This window comes from Jeotgalibacillus campisalis, from assembly GCF_000829515.1.
GTDB lineage: Bacteria > Bacillota > Bacilli > Bacillales > Jeotgalibacillaceae > Jeotgalibacillus > Jeotgalibacillus campisalis.
The window spans coordinates 494,352-510,690 of the sequence record NZ_JXRR01000017.1 but is presented as its reverse complement, the minus strand read 5'-3'; the positions used below and the strand labels follow the sequence as shown (position 1 = coordinate 510,690).

Sequence of the window (16,339 nt, the reverse complement as noted above, 5' to 3'; positions counted from 1 at the left end):
GGCGTACGCTTTCCGCGGGGCGGGAGGTGAGCCAGCTAGATGCTGCCGCATCTTCCCTGTCTCACCCTTCCCGCTTCATCCCGCAGGAGTCGACGCCTTCCACTGCAATGAACCTATCCTTTTGTACATAGATATTAAGAAAGAAGAAGGACTTATCGTAAGGGTAAAGTCACTTGTGTCTTATAGATTTATGGGATGGATAAATCAACAAAGCAGGTTATATTATGATTTTCAGACTTTGATCGTATTTGCTTTTCTTTTTTTAAAAAGGGGGACCGGTTCATTTCCGTTTCAGGCGTACGCTTTCCGCGGGGCGGGAGGTGAGCCCCTTTGATGCTATCGCATCTACATGGTCTCACCTTCCCGCTTCATCCCGCAGGAGTCGACGCCTTCCACTCCAATGAACCTATCCTTTTGTACATAGATATTAAAAGGAGAAGGACTTATCGTAAGGGTAAGGTCACTTGTGTCTTATAAATTTATGGAAGGATAAATCAACAAAGCAGGTTATACTATGATTTTCAGACGTTGTTTGTATTTGCTTTTCTTTTTTTAAAAAGGGGGACCGGTTCATTTCCGTTTCAGGCGTACGCTTTCCGCGGGGCGGGAGGTGAGCCCCTTTGATGCTATCGCATCTACATGGTCTCACCTTCCCGCTTCATCCCGCAGGAGTCGACGCCTTCCACTCCAATGAACCTATCCTTTTGTACATAGATATTAAAAGGAGAAGGACTTATCGTAAGGGTAAGGTCACTTGTGTCTTATAAATTTATGGAAGGATAAATCAACAAAGCAGGTTATACTATGATTTTCAGACGTTGTTTGTATTTGCTTTTCTTTTTTTAAAAAGGGGGACCGGTTCATTTCCGTTTCAGGCGTACGCTTTCCGCGGGGCGGGAGGTGAGCCAGCTAGATGCTATTGCATCTTCGCTGTCTCACCCTTCCCGCTTCATCCAGCAGGAGTCGACGCCTTCCACTGCAATGAACCTATCCTTTTGTACATAGATATTAAAAGGAGAAGGACTTATCGTAAGGGTAAAGTCACTTGTGTCTTATAGATTTATGGGATGGATAAATCAACAAAGCAGGTTATACTATGATTTTCAGACGTTGATCGTATTCGCTTTTCTTTTTTAAAAAAGGGGGACCGGTTCATTTCCGTTTCAGGCGTACGCTTTCCGCGGGGCGGGAGGTGAGCCAGCTAGATGCTATTGCATCTTCGCTGTCTCACCCTTCCCGCTTCGCCCCGCAGGAGTCGACGCCTTCCACTGCAATGAACCTATCCTTATGTACATAGATATTAAAAAAGAAGAAGGACTTATCGTAAGGATAAATTTATTTATATCTTATGAATTTATTATATGAAATGAAATGGTATGGTAATTAATGGAGATTAAATTCCAATCGTTGAAGCGTATGCTAAACTTAATTTATCTAAGTTCGTGAAATAAAAAGATGTATTGGGGGCACGCTTTTAATCTGAAGAAATGAGGGAAATTGTTTTGAAGAAGGTTAAAATCAATCCATTAATCATATTCGCTTTAATAGTGAGTTCTATTTCAATGGCACTATATGCTTATGGAAATTTTAATAACCAAGAAATAGCCTATGGAGCAGCTTTTACTGTTTTATTTTTTCTGTTTATTGTATTGGTTTTTTATAGCGTGTTAAGAAATAAGAAAATCAATTATGAAGATAATAAATCAAATGAACGTTCTTAAGAATTAGATTACGAACTATTAAATGGGTTGGTACATAACTGAAAAAATTTAAAAATGAGGCAGTATATTTATCATTAGTATGAGGTGATCGGAGCGTAAGGTGGCGACTCCAGCAGGATATGACGGCAAGCTGAGACCCCGCAAGGCATAGCCTGAGGAGGGCTCAGCGCCGTCCCTGCGGAAAGCGTCCACCTGAAGCGAAGTGAACCGGTCAAGGAGGTTGAGACACTTTTGTCACAAGCTCGTTTTTAATATTGAATATCAACATTTAAATTTAACAAAGCCATTTTTTAAAAGGGAGACCGGTTCATTTCCGTTTCAGGCGTACGCTTTTTAACGGGGCGGGAGTCGACGCCTTCCACACAATGAAGCTATCTTTCTTTAAGAAGAAAGGCAAATAATATTAGTTACCTAATAGAGAGAGGTTTGATGAAAGTAAATGTGTTCATTCATCAGACCTTTCTTCTTTTTCATTTTTTCACCTGACGTCAAAAGTTTCGGAAGAATGATCATGATACAATAAAGCAAAGGATGGGTCCATTTTTAGAGGAGGAAAGAAGTATGAAGGTTTTTGAAGAGTACACAGCAGGGATTGATAACCCTGACCATCGAAGTAAAGCGGAAGACGTTTATGCGTGGATTGAGAACCGGTTTCCAAGTTTAGAGCAGCAAATGAAGTGGAATACTCCCATGTTCACTGATCATGGTACGTTTATCATCGGCATTGACAAAGCGAAGCACCATTTAAGCTTTGCACCAGAAGAAGCGGCCATGAAGCATTTTGCAGAGGCTATCGAAGAAGCAGACTACAGTGCCACAAAAGGATTGTTTCGAATCAAATGGAATCAACCGGTGGACTATGATTTATTGGAGAAAATAATCCAATTTAATATTCAGGAAAAATCAGACTGTACTACTTTTTGGCGGAAATAATTCGACTGGTCTCCCATCGGATTTTCTATTCAAAAAATGAATGTGTTTGATGTACAGGTTTAGAAGGTAAAGTTGGATAAAGGTGTACGTATGAAGATTAGAATACAGATCGGAAAGGAGTCATGCATGAAAAAAACATGGTGGAAAGAAGCAGTCGTTTATCAGGTATATTGGAGAAGCTTTTACGATAGCAACGGAGATGGCGTCGGAGATCTTCAGGGCGTAATTGAAAAGCTGGATTACATAGAGAAACTCGGAGCTGATGTAATTTGGCTGAATCCATTTTATGAATCACCCGATCGGGATAACGGCTACGACATTTCAGATTATGAAGCGGTTATGAAACAAGCAGGTACGATGGAAACGTTTAACACATTGCTTGAAGAAATTCATAAACGCGGCATGAAAGTTATTTTAGACCTGGTTGTCAATCATACTTCTGACCAGCATTCATGGTTTTTGGAATCTAAATCCTCTAAAAATAACCCCAAACGTGACTGGTATATTTGGAAAGATGCAAAAAATGGAGAGAAACCGAATAACTGGCGATCTTATTTTGAGCCATCCCCCTGGACCTGGGATGAAGCAACTGGTCAGTACTACTTTCATTCTTTTGCTGTTGAGCAGCCAGATCTTAATTGGAAAAATGAAGAAGTGCGTAATGAGATCTACCGGATGATGAGGTCATGGCTGGATAAAGGAATTGACGGTTTCCGGATGGATGTTATTAATTTACTCGCCAAGCAGGAAGGGTTTCCAGATGCAGAAGATCCTGACCATATTTCTTACCTGGCCGACAACCCTGGGATCCATAACTATTTACAGGAAATGAACCGTGAAGTGTTAAGTCATTATGACGCGATGACAGTAGGTGAAATTCCGTTTGTTACTCCGGAGACAGGATTGTTATATGTAGATGAAAGCCGAAATGAATTGAACACTCTTTTTCATTTTCAAATAGCGGATGAAATGCCGGTTATGGACCTTCCGAAATATAAAACCATCCAACAGAGCTGGTATGACGGACTTCAGGGAAAAGGCTGGAATTCGCAGTTTTTAAACAATCATGATCATACTCGTCAAGTGACACGCTATGGGAATGATCAGGAATACAGAGTGGAATCTGCAAAGCTTCTTGCCACAATGCTGCATACGCTCCCGGGAATGCCGTACGTATATCAAGGAGAAGAAATTGGTATGACAGGGGTCCGGTTTGATTCCATTGAGGATTATGAGGATATTGCCATGAAAAATAAATATAAAGAAGAGGTAGAGAAAGGCCGTGACCCCCAGGAAGTGTTTGAAAGTCTGCTGCTGTTAAGCCGTGATAATTCCCGTACACCGATGCAATGGCATGAGGGAGAGCAGGCGGGTTTTACCACAGGAAAACCGTGGATTAAGGTAAACCCCAATAAAAAAGACATAAATGTGAAGCAAGCGTTGAAAGATCCTGACTCCATCTTTTATTATTATCAGCAATTGATCTCACTAAGAAAAGAACATCCGGTAATGGTTTATGGCGATTTTGAAGATCTGTCTCAAGACTATGAAACGCTTTATGTGTATACACGTTCGTTTGAAGGTCACTCCTGGCTCATTTTACTGAATCATTCAAACGAAGAACAACCGTATAAATTTGAGGAAAGATGTATTGGAAGACCTGTTCACTGTTTACTAGGTAATTACGACAGAGGAGAAAATGGACTATTTAATTTGCCGCACTCCATTTCTCTAAAACCTTACGAAGCCCGAATTTATGTATGGAGTGAATAGAGTAAAGAGAGGCTGCTCCAATTTACGGGAGCAGCCTCTCTTTTTCAAAAACTTATATAAAGGATTGTTCGGACTTATTTTAAAATCAAAGATTAAAAGGAGCCAGCTGCAACTGCAGCTTTTTCAATTCCGTTTTCAATGATTTGCTCTGCTTTGTCCGGAAATTGGTTATGTCCCTCAACAATAACAGAAGTAATATCGTTTACGCCCCAGAAACCAAGCATGGTCTCAACATAATTTACAGCCATTTCAGAGGACATTGCCGGGCCTTCAGAATATACCCCGCCTCGTGCATTTAAAATAGCGACCTTTTTCTCTTCAAGTAAACCTACAGGACCTTCTGCTGTATAACGGAACGTTCTGCCTGCCTGAGCAAGGTAATCAAGGTACGTATGCAAAACAGCAGGAACAGTAAAATTCCATAGCGGAAATGCAAATACTACTTTATCGGCTTCAAGGAATTGATTCAGATACTTATTCACAAGAATTGTAGCTTCTGCTTCTTCCGCAGTCAGTTCCATGTCTTTAGAAAGCTTGAACATGCCATTAATCATATCTACATCGTAATATGGAAGCTGTTCTTTGAATAAATCCAGCTCTGTAATGTTGTCTTCAGGATTTGTTTTTATATAATTCTCAAGGAACTCCTTGTAAAGTTTCACACTTACCGATTGTTCGAGTGGACGAGAATTTGCTTTAATAAATAGTACGTTTGCCATTATGAAAAACCTCCAGATGTTTTGTTTTGCCACCTTTATAGATGAGGTGACAGAATTTGAATTTGATTGCAACTATTAGCCAAGTTATTACACGGATTGAACATTTTGGCTGATTTTACTCAGCAGACGGTCCAGTTCAGTGAGCTCCCGGGTTGTAAGATCTTTGCAGACGACTCCATTAAACTGCTCTGCAACCGGAATGACTTCATTGCCCAAGTCTCTGCCTTTAGGTGTTAAAAATATCTTAGTAGCCCGTTTATCCTCCTGGCATTGAATCCGTTTGATTAATTCTTTTTTTTCAAGGCTTGAGGCCATTCGGGTAATATTTGTTTTATCCTTATGGAGGAATTTACCCAGCTGATTTTGAGTGAGTCCATCTTTTTCCCAAAGCAGCATCATAATCAGGTTTTGCTCCGGTGCAAGATTATAAGGCTCAAGCTTTGATTTAATAAAGCTTGTCAAAACGAGATCCGTCTTATGGAGTTTGATACTAATATAATCTTGAAAACGAAGATTCAACCTCATCACTCCAATTAGTTGCTATACAAACTAATTATTGATTATAAGGACTTGTTAGGAGAATGTCAACTTGATGAATTTATAAATAAGTGAAGAGGAGCTAAAAAGGTGAGAGACATAAAAAAAGCTCCAGCAAACTAATGAATAAGCCATTAGCGTGCCGAAGCCGTTAAACGTTTATCTATCAGGTAAAGGGTGGTTGTTTATTCTTAATTATTCATCCTGATTAAACTGCCAGATCACACCAAAACGATCCGTTACCTGACCATAGAGCCTGCTCCAAGAGGATGAACGTAGCTCCATATTCACTTGTCCGGTTTCTTTCAATCTTGAGAAATATGTGCGGATTTCGTTTTCATTTGATTGAACGAATGCAAGTGAAATGCTATTCCCCTGAGTGTATGGCATACCAGGCATTTGATCAGAAAACATCACATTTGTTCCATTAATCCCAAGCTGAGTATGCATAATGAATTCTTTAGCTTCTTCGGGTATCTTATATTCAGGGTTTTCCGGCATGTCGTTAAACCTCATCATAGGCTGCAACTCTGCATCAAATACCTCTGCATAAAATTGGACGGCTTCTAAACAATTTCCATTAAAAACTAAGTAAGGATACACAGGCATTTTCATTTTCCTCCTTAAATTGGATTTTAGTTATAATTTCAATCAACAAAAGCCGCCAAAAATTCTACTGAACAGAATTCGTGGCGGCTGCAATGTCGACGATTAATTATCTAGTTGGTATTTCAGCGGTTTCAAGAAGAAGTGTGCGGACTGTTCTGCTCCACTATTTTATTAGCCGTTCACGACCATACCACCGTTTACATGAATCATTTGACCGGAAACATAGGAAGAATCATCACTTGCTAAATAGACGTATGCCGGCGCAAGTTCTTCAGGCTGTCCAGGACGGCCAAGAGGGGTTTCGTCACCAAAGGACTCGATATCTTCTTCGCCGAAAGTGGAAGGGATAAGCGGTGTCCAGATTGGTCCGGGTGCCACTCCATTTACGCGGATGCCTTTTTTGGCAACCGATTGAGAAAGAGAACGCATGAAGGATGTTCTTGCACCATTTGTAGCAGAATAGTCAAGCAGAATTTCCTTGCCGGCATATCCTGTGATGGATGCAGTAGTGATAATAGAACTTCCGGCTTTTAAATGAGGCAGTGCTGCTTTTGTAAGAAAGAAATAAGAGAATACATTGGTTCTGAACGTACGCTCAAGCTGCTCCTCCGTGATATCTTCAAGGCTTTCCTGCGGGTGCTGCTCACCTGCATTATTGACAAGAATGTCGATTTTGCCAAATTCGGCGATTGTTTTTTGAACGATTTCCTGGCAAAAAGCCTCTCGTCCAATATCTCCTGCAAGAATCAAGCATTGACGGTTCTCTTCTTCAATCAATGCTTTTGTTTCCTGTGCATCGTCATGTTCATCTAAATAGGCAATGACTACATCTGCACCTTCTTTTGCAAAGTGAATGGCCACAGAGCGTCCAATGCCGCTGTCCCCGCCTGTAATGATGGCGGTTTTTCCGGCCAGTTTTCCACTTGGCTGATAAGACTTTCCGCGAAAAACGGGACGAGGCTCCATTTCGGATTCTTTGCCCGGTTTCTGATGCTGCTGTTGAACTGGAATCTCTTCATATTGACGGCTTGGCTGTTGATTAGTCATTAAATTCCCTCCACGTTTGCTAAATTTTAAAATAAAATTGGTTTTATTTGTTATAAGAAATGTATTCCCAATTCAAAAAAATCGAAACTTGGTTTTTCTTTTTCATTTAATTTAAGCTGCAGTGGATGAGCTTAGAAAAGACCAATTAAAATAACCATCCAGCCCGCTTTTCTAAAATCGAAAGCGGTTGGATGGTGAAGGGAATGTTAATAGTGCTGCCAGGCTCTTTCATACATCTGAAGAAGAATTGGCTCGATCAGCGTGTTAGGCTGATAGTCAAATAGTTGACCATTCTCATCTGTGATTTCACTGTCAATATCTTTACCGAAGACAGTTAAGCCTTGAAGGACGTCTTCATCTAAAAACGTTGTCTCAACGTCCAATTCGATTTCATCTAATACGCCATTCATATCTTCCCGTTTGGCCATCACAAAGCCCCAATCCCCGAAGCTTGGAATATCAACATGAAGATTTTCTGTGTGCAGACCAGCCTGCTGAACGGTGTGATCGATCGTCCAATAGACCTCGGTTGCAAACGTAGGGGAGGTGGATTGAATCATAACGGTTCCACCAGGGGTAAGATGATTTCGTATAAGCTGATAAAACTGCAGCGTATACAGTTTATTTAGGGACTCGTTATTTGGATCTGGCAAATCAACAATAATCACGTCCCAGAAACCATCTGCTTCTTCAAGAAAAGAAAAAGCATCCGCGTGATGAACATTGACTCTTGGGTCGGAAAATGAGTCGTTGTTTAGCTGAAGCAGGTCGTAATTCGTCTCAGCCAGCTCAACTACAGCGGGGTCTAAGTCCACCAAATCCACGTTTTTAATGCCGTCATACTTCCATAGTTCACGCAGAACAAGTCCATCACCGCCGCCGAGCACCAGGACATTTTCAGGTTCGTCTGCGCTTGCTACGGCAGGGTGGACAAGCGTTTCATGATAGCGGTACTCGTCTGTTGAGCTCATTTGCAGCTGTCCGTCCAAAAACAACCTGACATCTCCTTGTTCTTTCGTTAAAATAATTTGCTGATAATCGGTTTGGTCATGATAAATAATAGGATCCCGATAAAGCCTTTGTTCAAAGGTAAAAGCAACTTCGTCTCCCCAGAAAACCCCTGACAGCAGCACAATAAAAATGGACACACCGGAAATCAGATGCAAACGGAAGCGGGCAATTTCATTTTTAAAATAGTTTAATACCCAAAGAGCCACTCCAACATTAATCAATGCTACGATAAAAGCCGTCTTAACAAGACCAAATTCCGGCCGAAGATAAAATACAAAAAGAAGACCGCCAATAAGTCCGCCTGCGTAATCGGAGAAAAGGACACGCGCGGTGCTTTTGCTCAGCGTAACGCCAATCTCATTTGCTTTTCGAATAAGAATAGGGAGTTCAAGCCCCGTTAACCCGCCGACAATCAGCGTGATGGTGTAAAGAAAAATAGCGTCTGTACCGCCAGGAAGAAATGCCGTAACACCAAAAAACAAGAAGGTGGAAAATCCGCCAACTAAGCCAATCGCATATTCAATCCAGATAAATGATGTGATGAGGTTTTTTGTGACACGCTCACTGATCGACGCTCCGATTCCCATTCCAGTTAAAAAAAGTGAGATGGTGAGCGTATACTGCTTCACACCATCTCCCAAAATGTAAGAGCCCGCCGCTCCGAATAATACTTCAAAAATAATACCGCATATCGATACAATTCCAGATGCCCAATAGATGGCTTTACTTTGTTTTATTCCTAAATCATTGAGGCTTTTCATGATTTAAACTCCTTATAACCGCCTTCGTCTGCAACGTGAAGGCAGATGTTACGTGATGGACGCGCCAATAACAAACGCAAGTCCGACAGACACACCAAAGCTGATAATTCCAACAGCCAGATTGCCTTTATGTAACTGCTCTTCCACGGAAAATTTACGGGTAAGTACTTCAAAAAGTACATAAGCAGCAAGCTGCAGAACTACACCGATGCCGCCCCAAATTAAGGTCTCAGTCACAGCAAAGCTATTATAAATCGCGAACGCAAGAATAATGCATATGCCGATAATTTTTCCGCTGATCGAAAGTGCAACGGCTTTATTGCCATTTAAAATTTCATCCCAGTCTTTGTATTTCTTTGTCAGTACCTCAAAAATAGCAAGTCCTATAACCACAATAGCAATGGCAATAGCAAAATACATAATAGTCAGCAAAAATGGTTCCATCATTCAATCTCCTCTCAAAATACGTTATTTTCCAGAACCGGTACCGCCGCCGCGGTTGGTAGAAGCCCCTCGAATGGTCGGGGTGGATGTTTTTCCTACATAGCTCCCTGAAGAATTATAGCCGCCATAGCACCGTTCAGGATTTAAATTACAGGTTTGATTTCGCTGTGTGCTCCAATTGTTTCCGAAAATATTCCCCAGCAGACTTGCTAACAAGTACCCTTCAAAAAAGCCGGGGCTGTAATTATTTCGTACAAATTCTTCTTCTGCAACTTCGATCATAGTATTTGAAGCATTATCCTCTGATTGGGTTAACGTAACAAAATATTGATCATAAATAAAAATTTGTTTACCTTCGTTTTCTTCGCTCATCTCTGTTGGCTCTTCATGTCCTTGAAGAGAATCTGCTACAGATGCAATATCCTGATTTTCAGCTCTGTACACACGGGCATATTGATCACTGTTTTCTGTACTGGCAATCGTGTCGTATAAAGGATATGTATTGCTGATAAATTCCTCGATTCCATCTTTAAAAATGGAGCCTGAACCATTTCCGCAGGCAGCGACAAAAAGAAGAACGGCTGCGATCAAAACAGACAAAATGGATTTTTTCAACTTGTTCACCTGCCTTTCTTTGTTGCATCGCACAAAAAAGGGATAGGATCTGTTAATCAGATCCTATCGTGCTGTCATGTATTACGCTTTGCCCATTTTCTTCTTCAATGCAGCAAGCTCATCATCTACGCCGTTATCAAGCTCTTTAAATTCATCATCGAGGCTGCGGTTAGATGAACGCATGTCTTCACTTGTTTCAGCCTCAGCTTCAAATTGAAGAACCTTTTCTTCCATGCGGTCAAAGCCGCCGCGGGACTCATCTGAGCCGATTCCGGACATTGTGCGGTTCATCTTCGTGCGTGTCTGTGCAGATTCTGCACGCGCTTTAAGAGAATCTTTTTTCAACTTCATTTGATTGTATTCGGTTTTCATCTCGTCAAGTTTTTGACGTAGAACAGATGCATCATTTTTTGCTCTTGTATAGGATTCCTGAAGAGAAGCCGCTTGCTCAGCATGGATCTTTTTATCTTCCAATGCACGTCTTGCCAAATCTTCATTACCGGCTTCAATGGCTTTCATTGCTTGTTCTTCGCGTTTTGAAGCCATATTATTGGCGTCTTCAACTTTCTTTTGAAGCAATTTTTCATTTGCAATTTGTTTCGCTACAGCACTTTCCACTTCACGGATGTCCGCTTCCATGTCACGCATAAATTGATCAAGCATTTTTACCGGATCTTCCGCTTTATCAAGCATCGCATTTAATTCTGAACCTACTACTGTTTTTACTCGTTTAAAAAATTGAAACATCACAATTCCTCCTGTACATTCTTTTTTTATTGAGAGCCGGCAATAATTTTCAGCTCGTATTCTTCAATTTCATACCCGGTGCTTGCTTCCACATCATTTCCCCAGATCTCAATGGACAACGCTTTTTCATCATCGTCATCATAATAGGAGAAATATCGGCACTGAGCACCATCGACATTCTGGCTTCTGCCTTCTCCACGCACGGTTGCTGTACCATGCTCATCCTGATAATAGAGTACGCCTTCATGCTCGATTTTTTTAGGCAGAGGTTCCTGCAGCTTTAGTGTTGCTTTTTCATATATGCCAAGCTCAAGTTCATCATCCATCTCCACACTAAGCCATATAACCTTAGATACACCCTGCAGCTGATAAGCATACCACTTGAATCCGTGGTCATTATATGAAAGCTTTCCTACAACCTCATAATCCTCAAGGTCGTACGTTACAATATCCTTCACTTTTAAATTCATGACCGTGCGTTCTTCCACAGCAGGACGTTCTTTTTCCTTACTGCCGAATAATCTACTGAAAAAGCTCATAACGTCATCACGTCCTTTTCACCCTTTCTGATTGGCTACATTCATTAATACGGCCAGGATACAAAAAGGTTTCTTAAATTCAAAAAAAATTTTAATGCTCCCCATTAACGATACCATCTTATCGGCTTTAATGAAAATTTCTATTGAGGGGAGTAACCATTTTGACATAATAAATAGAAATAAATAGAAAAACCAAGGAACAACAAGAGTAAAAAGATGGAAATAAAAATCAGGAGAAGGCAAGAGAAGTGTTAGCTGCTCACTTCAATTTAACTCTGTAACCATGGCCTAAGTGTCTAGAGCAGTAAGCAAGATTTGAATTAAAACGCATTTAGGAGATATTGATCCAGGAGACTTATAAAGAATCTCTTCCCGGTTTGAATGGGGACTTGGTATTAATTTAAAGTGTCTTACACATAGGGTACAGACTACATAACCTGTCACATCACAGGCAATTCGCGTGATCTAACACGTTCTTTCTTTTGAGGCCCTGATATCGGCCCTTTTCATATCTATAACACATATAAACATAAGAAAATTCATATACTATCATTACATTAATTTTCACGTCACAGGTAAACCTCCATTTAACCATGGAAATAGATCGTCTGTGCTATGACAGACAATCCGGAGCTTGAGACAAATATGTCTCAAGCTGTTTTAATGCTCGTAACAATCTATTTACCAATAATAAACTGTTTTGTTACTTATGCTTTGTTGATATAATCCTTTCTTGAGGAAAATTCAAAGAAATACAGGGGGATTATTATAATGATAAAAACAAATAAAATGGCAGGAAAAAAAGGGATTTTGTCTCTTCTTCTCATTTCATTCATCATATCGGGCCTTTATGGGTCATCGCCAGTCAAGGCAGCAACAGACTCTGCATATTTTTCAGTCGATGGTGAGCTTATTAAGACGAATTACTTTATGCAAAATGGCCGTGTAATGGTACCAGATATATTTTTTAAGCATACAGGTGCTACTGTTGACAAGAATGAAAAATATAACTCTATTGCTGTTGAGAGAAATAATATTGTTGCTTTCCCATTGGAAAAGACATATATGGACTACTACGTGAAAGAAAAAAATAAATGGATCCGCGAGTACCTTGCAACCACAACAACTGTTATTAATGGCCGTCCGTACATTCCATTATTGGTAACTGCACAAAAATTAGGGATGACTGTTACCTACGATTTTAAAATCAATCGAACCTTTATTCAAACAAACACTCCAGTAGTGAACAAGTCAAGTGCTATTGAAAAAGGGGACACCACTGAAAAGAGGATCGCGTTAACGTTCGATGATGGTCCAGACAAAATGATTACACCTCAAATTTTGGATATTTTAAAAGAAAAAGGTGTACCAGCTACATTTTTTGTCGTTGGGGAGCAAGTTTCATATTATCCGCAGTTGGCTAAAAGAATGGTCGAGGAGGGTCATACCATTGCAAATCATACATGGGATCATCCTGAATTATCCAAATTGTACACTTCCCAAGTCATCCAGCAGATTACATCTACTAATGAAATCGTTGAAAAGATAACAGGAGTGAAAGCCAATTTATTTAGACCGCCTTATGGAGACTATACTTCAGCTGATGCCCTTGTATTTGATAAGCTTGGATTTAAAAACATCCTGTGGTCTGTAGATACTATTGATTATAGCGGTAAATCAGCAGAGGAAATTCTTACTATTGTTCAACGGGATAAATCTCCTGGAGGTATTATCCTCCAGCACAATTTTCAAAGCTCCAAATTACAAGGTACAGTTGATGCATTGCCGCAGATGATTGACCAGTTAAGGGAAGAAGGCTATGAATTAGTAACAATTGACAGGTTGTTAGCAAAATAATAGATCAAGAATGGGTGTTAGGTTCCACTTAACCTGTATTATCTGCAATAAAATAAAGATAAGTAAAAAGAATAGGTTCATTGCAGTGGAAGGCGGGGACTCCAGCGGGATAAAGTATGAAGGGTGAGACCATGCAGATGCAACAGCATCAAAGGGGCTCACCTCCCGCCCCGCGGAAAGCCTCCGCCTGCAACGGAAATGAACCGGTCCTTATTTCTTTTTCCGGGCAAAATCAACAAAATTAAATTTGTCCAGCCGGCGTCTTGACTCCGTATATTTAAAAATTGTCGTATCTTCCAAATGTAAATAAGTTTTCAAACCTCGTTGACCTATTAGAGTCCGAGGTTTTTTCTGTTAGTATGCAGAATAAATAAAAGGATGTGGTCTTGAAGGAAACACACTCTTCGGAAAATGATATTGAGGGACGCATACCCTGAGCTTAGAAATGTTCTGCAGCTGTTCCCGTTAAAGAAATGATTCTTTTACAGCAGTTTAAATTTAAGAAATACACTGTTGCGTGTTCCTTTTTATTCCTTAAATTGGTTTTTTTCTTAAAGCTAAGGGTACATGGAAAAAAAGGGGGCATTTTAAATGATTAAACTAACAAAAATTGGCGGAGTAGCTGCTTTAGCTTTTTTGCTGGCAAGCTGTCAGGACGCTGAAAATGAAACAACAGAGGATAGTGTGGAATCGGTTAATGAAACTTCTCAAGATGAAACGGATGTAGAAGATAAGGAAGTACCTGAAACCGAAGAAGACACGGATGAGAACAGCGCAGAAGAGGATATGGAAGAGGACTCCTCAAGTGATGCATCCGATACTAAATCAGATGGCAAAGAAGAAACAATGGCGTCTGAATACTTCATTCATTCACACACGTATAGTGCTGAAACCGCCTTTTTGACAGCATATAGTATTGATCGTAAGGACGGACTAAACAGTTCAAAAGAGGAGCGGCTGAAGCAGTCGCTAATTGAAAGTGATCCTTCCGAACAAGAGATTCTTGGCACCTATACTGAAATGACTGCAGAGTGGCCAGAGCTGCATGTGAATTTTACAGAAGAGGGAAACATATTGTCCACAACCACTGCTCAAACGGGTATGTTTTATGACTCGCTGATAGGCATTAGCGATTTATTTGGAATTGAACAAATTTTATTTTTCAATCCTGATGGTGAGGAAGATATAATAGTAGCCCAAAGCCCCATCGATGAACCTATAATGATTAAAGAGGAGAGAGGTCAAACGCGTGGATATTATACAATCTACGATAAAGACTTAGAGCAAACCTTGTTCCTGCCAGGAGGAATGCTTGAGGAAAAAGCAGCTGATGAGAGCGGAGAGGCTTTATCTTTCTCAGAAACAATAGACGCAATGAAGAAGGTTGAAAAGGAAGAAGCTTTTTACGGTTCGGCCATGATAGAGGGGCTGGAAGTTGTTAGCGCTTCACTCGAAGATGGCATTGCTGAAGTTCATTATACAGTGGATGATGAAATCGTAACGGAAGATGATCAGACGGTACTTGAAAACGCAATTCAACTCACTGCCCTTGACTTCCATGCAGAGGAACTCCGTCTGGTGAATGATACCTTAGAAGAAAGCAAACTATACCCTTTAATTGGGCATTAATTGTTTAATCGCCGGAATTTTTCTTCCAATACACTGTCAAAGTGGCAGGCTGGATTATAGTTGGTTTGCGTAAAATGTCAGGAGTTATTACTTGGAATTAAAAATTAAAGGGCATAAATTTATAGTTTTAATTATTGCGAGAAGGATAGGGGGACGCTATGTATAGCACTGAAACACTGCCCATTTGGTTTTGGTTGATTTATTATCTGTTTATAGCTGCTACAGCAGCATCAGCCATTTTCAGCATCGTCCATAAACGGAATAGAGTGATGGCTTTCCTCATCCTATTCCTATCGTTTTTGATCCCTGTGGCGGGCTTAGTCAACGGCATCGCAAGGCCAGAAGGACAAAATGAATACGATCATTGGTTTTCAGCTTTTCAGGAAGGAGAAGCATGGGCTTTATTTGTTGTGGCTGGACATGCACTGCAGCTGGTCTGGTGGATGTGGTTTATTTTTAAATTTAAGCCGTGGCATACTATGCGTGCAGCAGGAAAATAATGAAGATGAAAGGCTTACAGAGGTGTTAAAATGAAAAAAAAACATAAGATGTTCGCTGGAGCAGCTGGTGTTTTAGTTCTGGCTTGGTTCTTTTATAATCAAAACAACTCGATTGTCACAACACATTTAACGATGCAGTCAAAGGATCTACCTGTTGGATTTGACGATTATAAGATTGTTCACTTATCCGATTTACATAGCAAAAGCTTTGGAGAAGATCAACATAAACTCATAGGCGAAATCCAAGGGTTGGAGCCGGATATTTTTGTGTTCACAGGGGATCTTGTTGACTCAAGAAGGTACAATGAACAGACCAGTATGAACCTGATGGAGCAGCTGACTGACATTGCACCTGTTTATTATGTCACGGGCAACCACGAAGCAAGATCAGGGAAGTTTAAGGGGTTGGAAAACAAGCTTGAAGCAGCCGGTATTCATGTGATGAGAAATAGATCAGTTGAGCTGGAACGACAGGGAGAATTCATTCAGCTTTTAGGCGTGGATGATCCGCTGCAGCCTGCTGATGACGATGAACGAAATGCGATGGAGGAAAGGCTTGCTCGAGTTACTGAAAAGATGAATGGAGACGATTTCATGATTCTTCTTTCCCATCGTCCGGAACTTCTCTCTTTATACAGTCAGTTTGAGGTGGACCTTGTTTTTTCAGGTCACGCACACGGCGGGCAGATCAGGCTTCCCTGGATCGGCGGAATGATCGCACCAGGACAGGGTTTATTTCCTGAATATACTGCAGGTGAGTACACAGAAAATGGGACTGCAATGGTCGTCAGCCGCGGCCTTGGGAATAGTCTTTTTCCACTGAGAGTATTCAACCGCCCTGAAATTATTGCTGTAACGCTGAAAGCAGAGGAAGGCTGATGCGCTAATGGACTGAGC

Annotated in this window: 16 protein-coding genes and 1 pseudogene; 7 read left to right on the top strand and 10 right to left on the bottom strand. The window is 40.7% G+C overall.

Annotation, left to right across the window (positions count from 1 at the left end):
- The first annotated feature begins 1,502 nt into the window (after positions 1–1,502).
- From KR50_RS14860 to KR50_RS14850, 3 genes are all read left to right on the top strand, one after another.
- Positions 1,503–1,721: a hypothetical protein gene (locus KR50_RS14860; protein WP_156969535.1), complete on the top strand. Its 219-nt coding sequence runs from the start codon at positions 1,503–1,505 to the stop codon at positions 1,719–1,721.
- Between the two features lie 561 nt (positions 1,722–2,282).
- Positions 2,283–2,654: an iron chaperone gene (locus KR50_RS14855; protein WP_041060266.1), complete on the top strand. Its 372-nt coding sequence runs from the start codon at positions 2,283–2,285 to the stop codon at positions 2,652–2,654.
- Positions 2,655–2,780: 126 nt separating this feature from the next.
- Positions 2,781–4,427 (top strand): alpha-glucosidase, encoded by a 1,647-nt coding sequence (locus KR50_RS14850; RefSeq protein ID WP_041060265.1) that lies wholly within the window; start codon positions 2,781–2,783, stop codon positions 4,425–4,427.
- Between the two features lie 92 nt (positions 4,428–4,519).
- Here KR50_RS14850 and KR50_RS14845 read toward each other — a convergent pair whose 3' ends face one another.
- The 9 genes from KR50_RS14845 to KR50_RS14805 form a co-directional block, all read right to left on the bottom strand.
- Positions 4,520–5,146: an FMN-dependent NADH-azoreductase gene (locus tag KR50_RS14845; protein ID WP_041060264.1), complete on the bottom strand. Its 627-nt coding sequence runs from the start codon at positions 5,144–5,146 to the stop codon at positions 4,520–4,522.
- Positions 5,147–5,233: 87 nt separating this feature from the next.
- A complete protein-coding gene (locus tag KR50_RS14840; RefSeq protein WP_041060263.1) occupies positions 5,234–5,671 on the bottom strand; it encodes a MarR family winged helix-turn-helix transcriptional regulator in 438 nt (145 codons plus the stop codon).
- 207 nt (positions 5,672–5,878) lie between these two features.
- Complete coding sequence (locus tag KR50_RS14835; RefSeq protein ID WP_041060262.1) at positions 5,879–6,292, bottom strand: VOC family protein; 414 nt, start codon at positions 6,290–6,292, stop codon at positions 5,879–5,881.
- A gap of 171 nt (positions 6,293–6,463) precedes the next feature.
- A complete protein-coding gene (locus KR50_RS14830) occupies positions 6,464–7,339 on the bottom strand; it encodes an SDR family oxidoreductase (protein ID WP_041060261.1) in 876 nt (291 codons plus the stop codon).
- A gap of 206 nt (positions 7,340–7,545) precedes the next feature.
- Positions 7,546–9,111: a polyamine aminopropyltransferase gene (locus KR50_RS14825; protein WP_041060260.1), complete on the bottom strand. Its 1,566-nt coding sequence runs from the start codon at positions 9,109–9,111 to the stop codon at positions 7,546–7,548.
- A gap of 48 nt (positions 9,112–9,159) precedes the next feature.
- Positions 9,160–9,555, bottom strand: a complete 396-nt coding sequence (locus KR50_RS14820; protein WP_041060259.1) for a DUF350 domain-containing protein — start codon at positions 9,553–9,555, stop codon at positions 9,160–9,162.
- A 24-nt stretch (positions 9,556–9,579) separates the two neighbouring features.
- The gene (locus KR50_RS14815; RefSeq protein WP_232304290.1) at positions 9,580–10,170 is read right to left on the bottom strand and encodes a DUF4247 domain-containing protein; all 591 of its coding nucleotides are present in this window, start codon (positions 10,168–10,170) and stop codon (positions 9,580–9,582) included.
- A gap of 81 nt (positions 10,171–10,251) precedes the next feature.
- Positions 10,252–10,917 carry a PspA/IM30 family protein gene (locus KR50_RS14810; protein ID WP_041060257.1) on the bottom strand — a complete coding sequence of 222 codons (666 nt, stop codon included), beginning with the start codon at positions 10,915–10,917 and terminating at the stop codon, positions 10,252–10,254.
- Between the two features lie 26 nt (positions 10,918–10,943).
- Entirely contained in the window at positions 10,944–11,456 is a 513-nt protein-coding gene (locus tag KR50_RS14805; protein ID WP_041060255.1) for a DUF4178 domain-containing protein, read from the bottom strand.
- Between the two features lie 771 nt (positions 11,457–12,227).
- On the opposite strand from KR50_RS14805, the gene KR50_RS14800 reads away from it, so the two are divergent.
- A complete protein-coding gene (locus tag KR50_RS14800; protein WP_052477141.1) occupies positions 12,228–13,313 on the top strand; it encodes a polysaccharide deacetylase family protein in 1,086 nt (361 codons plus the stop codon).
- A gap of 210 nt (positions 13,314–13,523) precedes the next feature.
- Here KR50_RS14800 and KR50_RS18765 read toward each other — a convergent pair.
- A pseudogene (locus KR50_RS18765) lies at positions 13,524–13,622 on the bottom strand (trehalose operon repressor); the annotation flags it as partial.
- 282 nt (positions 13,623–13,904) lie between these two features.
- On the opposite strand from KR50_RS18765, the gene KR50_RS14795 reads away from it, so the two are divergent.
- The 3 genes from KR50_RS14795 to KR50_RS14785 all read left to right on the top strand — a co-directional run bounded on the left by KR50_RS14795 (position 13,905) and on the right by KR50_RS14785 (position 16,321).
- Positions 13,905–14,942, top strand: coding sequence for a hypothetical protein (locus tag KR50_RS14795; RefSeq protein WP_041060253.1), 1,038 nt, complete (start codon positions 13,905–13,907; stop codon positions 14,940–14,942).
- A 158-nt stretch (positions 14,943–15,100) separates the two neighbouring features.
- Positions 15,101–15,442 carry a hypothetical protein gene (locus tag KR50_RS14790; RefSeq protein ID WP_041060251.1) on the top strand — a complete coding sequence of 114 codons (342 nt, stop codon included), beginning with the start codon at positions 15,101–15,103 and terminating at the stop codon, positions 15,440–15,442.
- Positions 15,443–15,472: 30 nt separating this feature from the next.
- On the top strand, positions 15,473–16,321 hold the full coding sequence (locus tag KR50_RS14785; protein WP_041060249.1) for a metallophosphoesterase: 849 nt from the start codon (positions 15,473–15,475) through the stop codon (positions 16,319–16,321).
- Positions 16,322–16,339: the final 18 nt, after the last annotated feature.